The 5,654-nt window shown below is 70.9% G+C and carries 7 protein-coding genes; 5 read left to right on the top strand and 2 right to left on the bottom strand.

The annotated features are described in order from the left end of the window. From VE172_RS23120 to VE172_RS23110, 3 genes are all read left to right on the top strand, one after another. The coding region (locus tag VE172_RS23120) for a PASTA domain-containing protein (RefSeq protein ID WP_324804367.1) at positions 1-544 on the top strand (544 nt) is incomplete at its 5' end. A gap of 85 nt (positions 545-629) precedes the next feature. Next, positions 630-1,535: an ABC transporter ATP-binding protein gene (locus tag VE172_RS23115; RefSeq protein WP_324804366.1), complete on the top strand. Its 906-nt coding sequence runs from the start codon at positions 630-632 to the stop codon at positions 1,533-1,535. Then, entirely contained in the window at positions 1,532-2,605 is a 1,074-nt protein-coding gene (locus VE172_RS23110) for an ABC transporter permease (RefSeq protein WP_324804365.1), read from the top strand. The genes VE172_RS23115 and VE172_RS23110 overlap by 4 nt, the downstream gene beginning before the upstream one ends. Before the next feature lie 4 nt (positions 2,606-2,609). Here VE172_RS23110 and VE172_RS23105 read toward each other — a convergent pair whose 3' ends face one another. Next, the gene (locus VE172_RS23105) at positions 2,610-2,759 is read right to left on the bottom strand and encodes a hypothetical protein (RefSeq protein WP_324804364.1); all 150 of its coding nucleotides are present in this window, start codon (positions 2,757-2,759) and stop codon (positions 2,610-2,612) included. A gap of 56 nt (positions 2,760-2,815) precedes the next feature. After that, entirely contained in the window at positions 2,816-3,640 is an 825-nt protein-coding gene (gene rsmI / locus VE172_RS23100) for a 16S rRNA (cytidine(1402)-2'-O)-methyltransferase (RefSeq protein WP_349258505.1), read from the bottom strand. A 223-nt stretch (positions 3,641-3,863) separates the two neighbouring features. On the opposite strand from rsmI, the gene VE172_RS23095 reads away from it, so the two are divergent. Together VE172_RS23095 and VE172_RS23090 are read left to right on the top strand one after the other, a co-directional pair. After that, entirely contained in the window at positions 3,864-4,508 is a 645-nt protein-coding gene (locus tag VE172_RS23095) for a restriction endonuclease (RefSeq protein ID WP_324804362.1), read from the top strand. 92 nt (positions 4,509-4,600) lie between these two features. Next, a partial coding sequence (locus VE172_RS23090) for a Gfo/Idh/MocA family protein (protein WP_324804361.1) occupies positions 4,601-5,654 on the top strand: 1,054 nt, incomplete at its 3' end.

Below are 5,654 nucleotides of genomic sequence, written 5' to 3'. Positions count from 1 at the left end.
GCCGCCACCCGAGAACCCACCGCCGCCGCGCCCGAAGCGCCGCCGCGGGGTGTTCCTGGTGATCTGCCTGGCCGCGCTGATCTTCGCGGTGGCCGCGGTGACGGCCGCCGCCACCCGGCCCTGGGAGCTGGCCACCCACGGCATCGACACCGCGGAGAAGACCGACGGCCTCGCGGCGCAGCCGGGGGGCGACGGCCACGGCGCCGGCGGCGGCGCCAAGGGCGACGACACCGGCTCCTCCCACCGCGCCTCGCGTTCGGCGTCCACCTCGGGCGCGGCCTCGGGGGCGAAGTCGAGCGCGCCCGGCTCGTCGACCTCGCCCAGTCCCGACACCGTCACCGTCCCCAATGTCCTCAACGAGACCGAGGCCGACGCGCGCCGCGATCTCACCGCGGCGGGCCTGCGCCCCGCGGTGATCTACGAGGGCGACGGCGACGTGACCTGCACCGTCACCGGCCAGGACCCGGCCGGCGGCACCCAGGCCGGGCCGGACTCCTCGGTGACGATCACGGTCCGCAAGGCGAAGGATCGCTGTTCCCAGTAGGAGATCCCGCTCCGCCCGAGGGATGAGGATCAACACCTCGATCGGACGAGGTGGCCGCCGCGGCCCTCCATTACGCTCGGCGTTCATGGACGCTGCTATCCGGGTCACCGACCTCGCCAAGCATTACGGAGATCTCCGCGCCGTGGACGGGGTCACCTTCGAAGTCGCGCGCGGGGAGTTCTTCGGCATTCTCGGGCCCAACGGTGCGGGAAAGACCACCACGCTGGAGATCATCGAGGGCCTGCGCGAGGCCGACTCCGGCGAGGTCACCACGCTGGGCGTGTCCCCGTGGCCCCGCAACAAATCCCTGGCGCCGCGCATCGGCGTCCAGCTGCAGGCGTCGGCCTTCTTCGACCGCCTGACCGCGCGGGAACAGTTGCGCACCTTCGCCGAGCTGTACGCGGTGTCCCGGAACCGCGCCGACGAGATGCTCGAAACCGTGGGCCTCACCGACAGCCGCGACACCCGGGTGGAAAAGCTGTCGGGCGGGCAGGCCCAGCGCCTGTCGATCGCCTGCGCCCTGGTGCACGACCCCGAGCTGCTGTTCCTGGACGAGCCCACCGCCGCCCTCGACCCGCAGGCCCGCCGCAATCTGTGGGATCTGTTGCGCAAGATCAACTCCGACGGCCGCACCGTCGTGTTGACCACCCACTACATGGACGAGGCCGAGTCGCTGTGCGACCGGGTGGCCATCATGGACCACGGCAAGGTGCTCAATGTGGACACACCCTCGGCGCTGGTGCGCGGCCTGGACGCCCCCACCCGGATCTCGGTGGCCAGCGGCCACCTGAGCGCCGACGAGTCCGCGACCATCGCCGACGGAAACGCCGAGATCGCCGACGACGGCGCCGATCTCACCTTCGTCACCCACAGGCCCGCCGCCGTCCTCACCGCCCTGGCCGAGAGGTCCGCGTTGGACGGACTGCGGGTACGGGGCGCGACCCTCGAAGACGTTTTCCTGAATCTGACCGGACGGGAGTACCGGGCGTGAGTAGCTTTCTGAGCCTGTCGAAGGCGCTGTTTCGCGGGTTCCTGCGCGACAAGGTCACCATCTTCTTCACCATCGTGTTCCCGCTGATGTTCCTGGTGATCTTCGGCGCGCTGTTCAGCTCCGACAGCTCCACCACCAAGGTCGAGCAGGTCGGCAAGGTCCAGGCGCTGGACTCCCTGAAGGCCCAGGACCCCGACGCGTACAAGGACCTGTTCGAGGTCACCAAGACCTCCCACAAGGACGCCGCGCTCGAGAAGGTGCGCCAGGGCAACTCCGACGCCGTGGTGACGCAGGACGGCGACCAGGTCTACATCTACTTCTCCAAGGCCAACCCCACCCGCGCCGCCATGGTGCAGGGGACCCTGGCGGGCATCGTCAACCAGGGCAACATCCACACGCTCCAGGCCGCCGCCCCGGGCACCAGGATCACCGAGGTGAAGCCGACGTCGGTGGAGGACGATTCGCTGTCGTCGATCCAGTACCTGATGCCGGGCATCCTGGGCTGGGCGGTGTCGATCGCCGGCGTCTTCGGCGCGGCGTCCACATTGGTGGATTGGCGGAGGAACAAGATCATGCGGCGGCTGCGGCTGTCGCCGGCGCCGATCGGCTCGGTGATCGGGGCGCGCATCGGGCTGAGCATGGTGATGTCCATGATCCAGCTCGCGGTGTTCATCGCGGTGGCCTCGCTGCCGGTGTTCGGCCTCCAGCTCACCGGCTCCTGGTGGATGGCGATACCCATACTCATGGTGGGCACCTTGGCATTCCTCGCCCTGGGCATGGTCGTGGGCTGCATCGCCAAGACCGGCGAGGGGGCCAGCGGCCTGGGCAACCTGATCGTGATGCCGATGGCGTTCGCGTCGGGGACCTTCTTCCCGCTGGACCAGTCGCCGGCGTGGCTGCAGACCGTCTCGTTGATCTCGCCGCTGCGCTACATCAACGACGCCCTGCTCGACGTGATGGTGCGCGGCGACGGGCCCGTCAGCGTGCTGCCCCAGATGGGGATACTGCTGGGCTTCGCCGTGGTGTGCGGTGCGATCGCCTGGAAGATGTTCAAGTGGGACGACCTGTAGGCGGTCACCCCAGCCGGACCCGAACGACCCGCTCCCGGCCGTACGACACGAAACCCAGCCGCCGCAGGATCGGCGAGCCGCTGGTGACGCGGCCCGGGGTGAGCGCCATCGCGGCGCCGTAGTCCAGGCGGGCGGCGAGCAGGGCGCGGTACACGCCGCGTCCGCGGTGCCGGAGGCGTGGCTGTCCCGGTTGGCCGCGGCGATCCGGCGTCAGTCGCGGTGGGCGAGCACGGCGTCGTAGACGACGCGGCGCGGCACCCCGTTGGCGCGGGCCACGCGGCTCATGGCCTCCTTGCGGTCCACGCCTTCGTCCACAAGGGAAGACACGGCGGCGGCCAGGACGGCGGGGTCGTCGGTGGTGGCGGGCGCGGGCGCCCCGGCCACCACCACGGTGATCTCGCCGCGCGGCGGGTCGTCCACCGCGCCGGACGCCAGCTCGCCGAGCCCGGCGCGCCGCACCTGCTCGTGGGTCTTGGTCATCTCGCGGCACAGCGCCGCGGGGCGCTCGGCGCCGAAGGCCGCGGCCAGGTCCTCCAGGCAGGCGGCGATGCGGTGGGTGGACTCGAAGAACACCATGGTGCGCCGCTCCTCGGCCAGCTCGGACAGGCGGGTGCGGCGCTCGCCGGCCTTGCGCGGCAGGAAGCCCTCGAAGCAGAACCGGTCGCTGGGCAGGCCCGACAGGACCAGCGCGGTGGTGGCCGCGCTGGGACCGGGGACGGCGCTGACGGCGATCCCGGCGTCGACGGCGGCGCGCACCAGCCGAAAGCCCGGGTCGGACACCGAGGGCATGCCCGCGTCGGTGATGACGGCGACGACACGGCCGTCGCGCAGCTCCTCCAGCAGCCGGGGCACGCGTTGGCGCTCGTTTCCCTCGAAGAAGGACACCACGGTTCCGGTGATCGGGATGTCGGCGTCGGCGGCGAGGCGGCGCAACCGCCGGGTGTCCTCGGCGGCCACGACGTCGGCGGTGGCCAGCACCCGTCGCAGCCGAGCGGAGAGGTCCTCCACGTTCCCCAGTGGAGCGCCGAGCAGCATGAGTAGTCCGGTGGATTCTGACACCCGTGGATTATCGCCTGTGGAGGATCGCCGAGCGAGACACGCCCGGCCCTCCAGACTAACAGCTTGGGGCGCAATAACTCCAGCGATCGTCGACAATCTGACACTCGATTGTGACTGCCCGTTCGGCTTAGGCATACTGAACGGTGTCTTCGTGCCCGCGCGAAGCACCCGTCCTGACAACCCTATCCGGGAGCGCGCGATGCGTAACTTGTCCACTTCGGTCAAAGCGATCATCGCCCTGGTGGCGGCGGTCGTCGGCCTCGCGGTGCTGAAGTTCGTGGCCGCCTGGGTGGCCCTGCACTGGCTGCTGCTCGTGGTCATCGTCGCGACCCTGGTCGCGGTTTCCCTGGGCGCCTTCGCTTTCCGGCGTCATCAGACCTCGGACCACCGCGCCGAATACGCCGAGCTGGAGCGGCACCTCAGCCGCGCCGACGAGATGACCATCCCGCAGTTCGAGTCCTGGGTCGGGCAGTTGCTGCTGCGCGACGGCTTCCGCAAGATCCGCTTCATGGGTCGCTCGGGTGACTTCGGCAGCAACTTCGTGGCCACCGCGCCCGACGCGCGCCGGGTGGTGGTGCGGGCCAAGCCGGACGACGGCACCCTGTCCAAGCGGGGCGCGCGGCACATCCAGGCGCTGGGCGCCGACGCGCACGCCAAGTGGCAGGCCGACACCGCCATCCTGGTCACCAACGCCGACCTGCATCCGCTGAAGACGGCGGCCCGGCACGACGCGCTGGCCGAGCAGCTCGGCGTCATCCTCATCGACCGCCTCGAGCTGGCGACCTGGGTGGCCGACCGGCGCCCGCCCGCCGAGCTGACCGCCACACCCGCCGCCGCCGGATAACGTTTGGCGAGAGGACGACAACGCCGCGGACGCCGTCATCAGTCCGCCGCGGCCACGTTGCCGGGCGACGAGACGACCTTTAGGGTCGGGCCATGACTGATCTGCGCATCGGCGTGGTCGGGCTCGGCCTGCGCAAGTCGCTGGCGGCCGAGGCCCACCGCCCCGGCAAGGGCTCCCGCGTCACCACCGTGTGCGACACCGATCCCGCCGCCTTCGGCTGGGCGCGGGAACGGTTCGGTTCGGACGTCGCGACCCTGACCGACTTCGACGACCTGCTGGCCGCCGACATCGACGCCGTCGCGATCCTCACCCCCGATGACACCCACGTCGACCTGGGCACCCGGGCGCTGGCCGCCGGCCTGCCGACGTTCATGGAGAAGCCGCTGGCCATCTCCACGGCCGACTGCGACGCGCTGCTGGAGTCCGCCCGCGCCCACCGCACCCGGCTGTACGTGGGCCACAACATGCGCCACATGCCGGTGATCCGCGCGATGCGCGACCTGATCGCCGACGGCGCGATCGGCGAGGTGGAGGCGATCTGGTGCCGCCACTTCGTGGGCCACGGCGGCGACTTCTACTACAAGGACTGGCACGCCGACCGGCGCCGCACCACCGGGCTGCTGCTGCAAAAGGGCGCCCACGACATCGACGTGATCCACTGGCTGGCCGGCGCCTCCACCCGCCGGGTCGCCGCCATGGGCAAGCTGAGCGTCTACAACCGCGTCGACGACCGGCAGGCCGCCGCGGGGCAGCGCCCTCACGACTGGTTCGACCCGGAGCACCACTGGCCGCCGCTGTCCCAGACCGGGCTTCACCCCATTGTGGACGTCGAGGACCTGTCGATGATGCTGATGGAGCTGGACAACGGCGTGCAGGCCAGCTACCAGCAGTGCCACTACACCCCCGACTACTGGCGCAACTACACCGTGATCGGCACGGCCGGGCGGCTGGAGAACCTCGGCGACACCGGCGGCAACGCCGTGGTCAAGCTGTGGAACGCCAAGCGGCGCGGCTACGACGCCGACGCCGACCGCCAGATCGCCATCGGCGAGGCCAGCGGCGGGCACGGCGGCGCCGACACCGCGCTGATCGGCGAGTTCGTCCGCTTCGTCCGCGAGGGCGGCCGCACCGACACCTCCCCGGTGG

Origin of the sequence: Stackebrandtia sp. (assembly GCF_035643755.1) — a bacterium.
Classification (GTDB): Bacteria; Actinomycetota; Actinomycetes; order Mycobacteriales; family Micromonosporaceae; genus Stackebrandtia.
The sequence above is the reverse complement of the archived record's forward strand: the minus strand, read 5'-3'. Positions and strand labels throughout refer to the sequence as shown.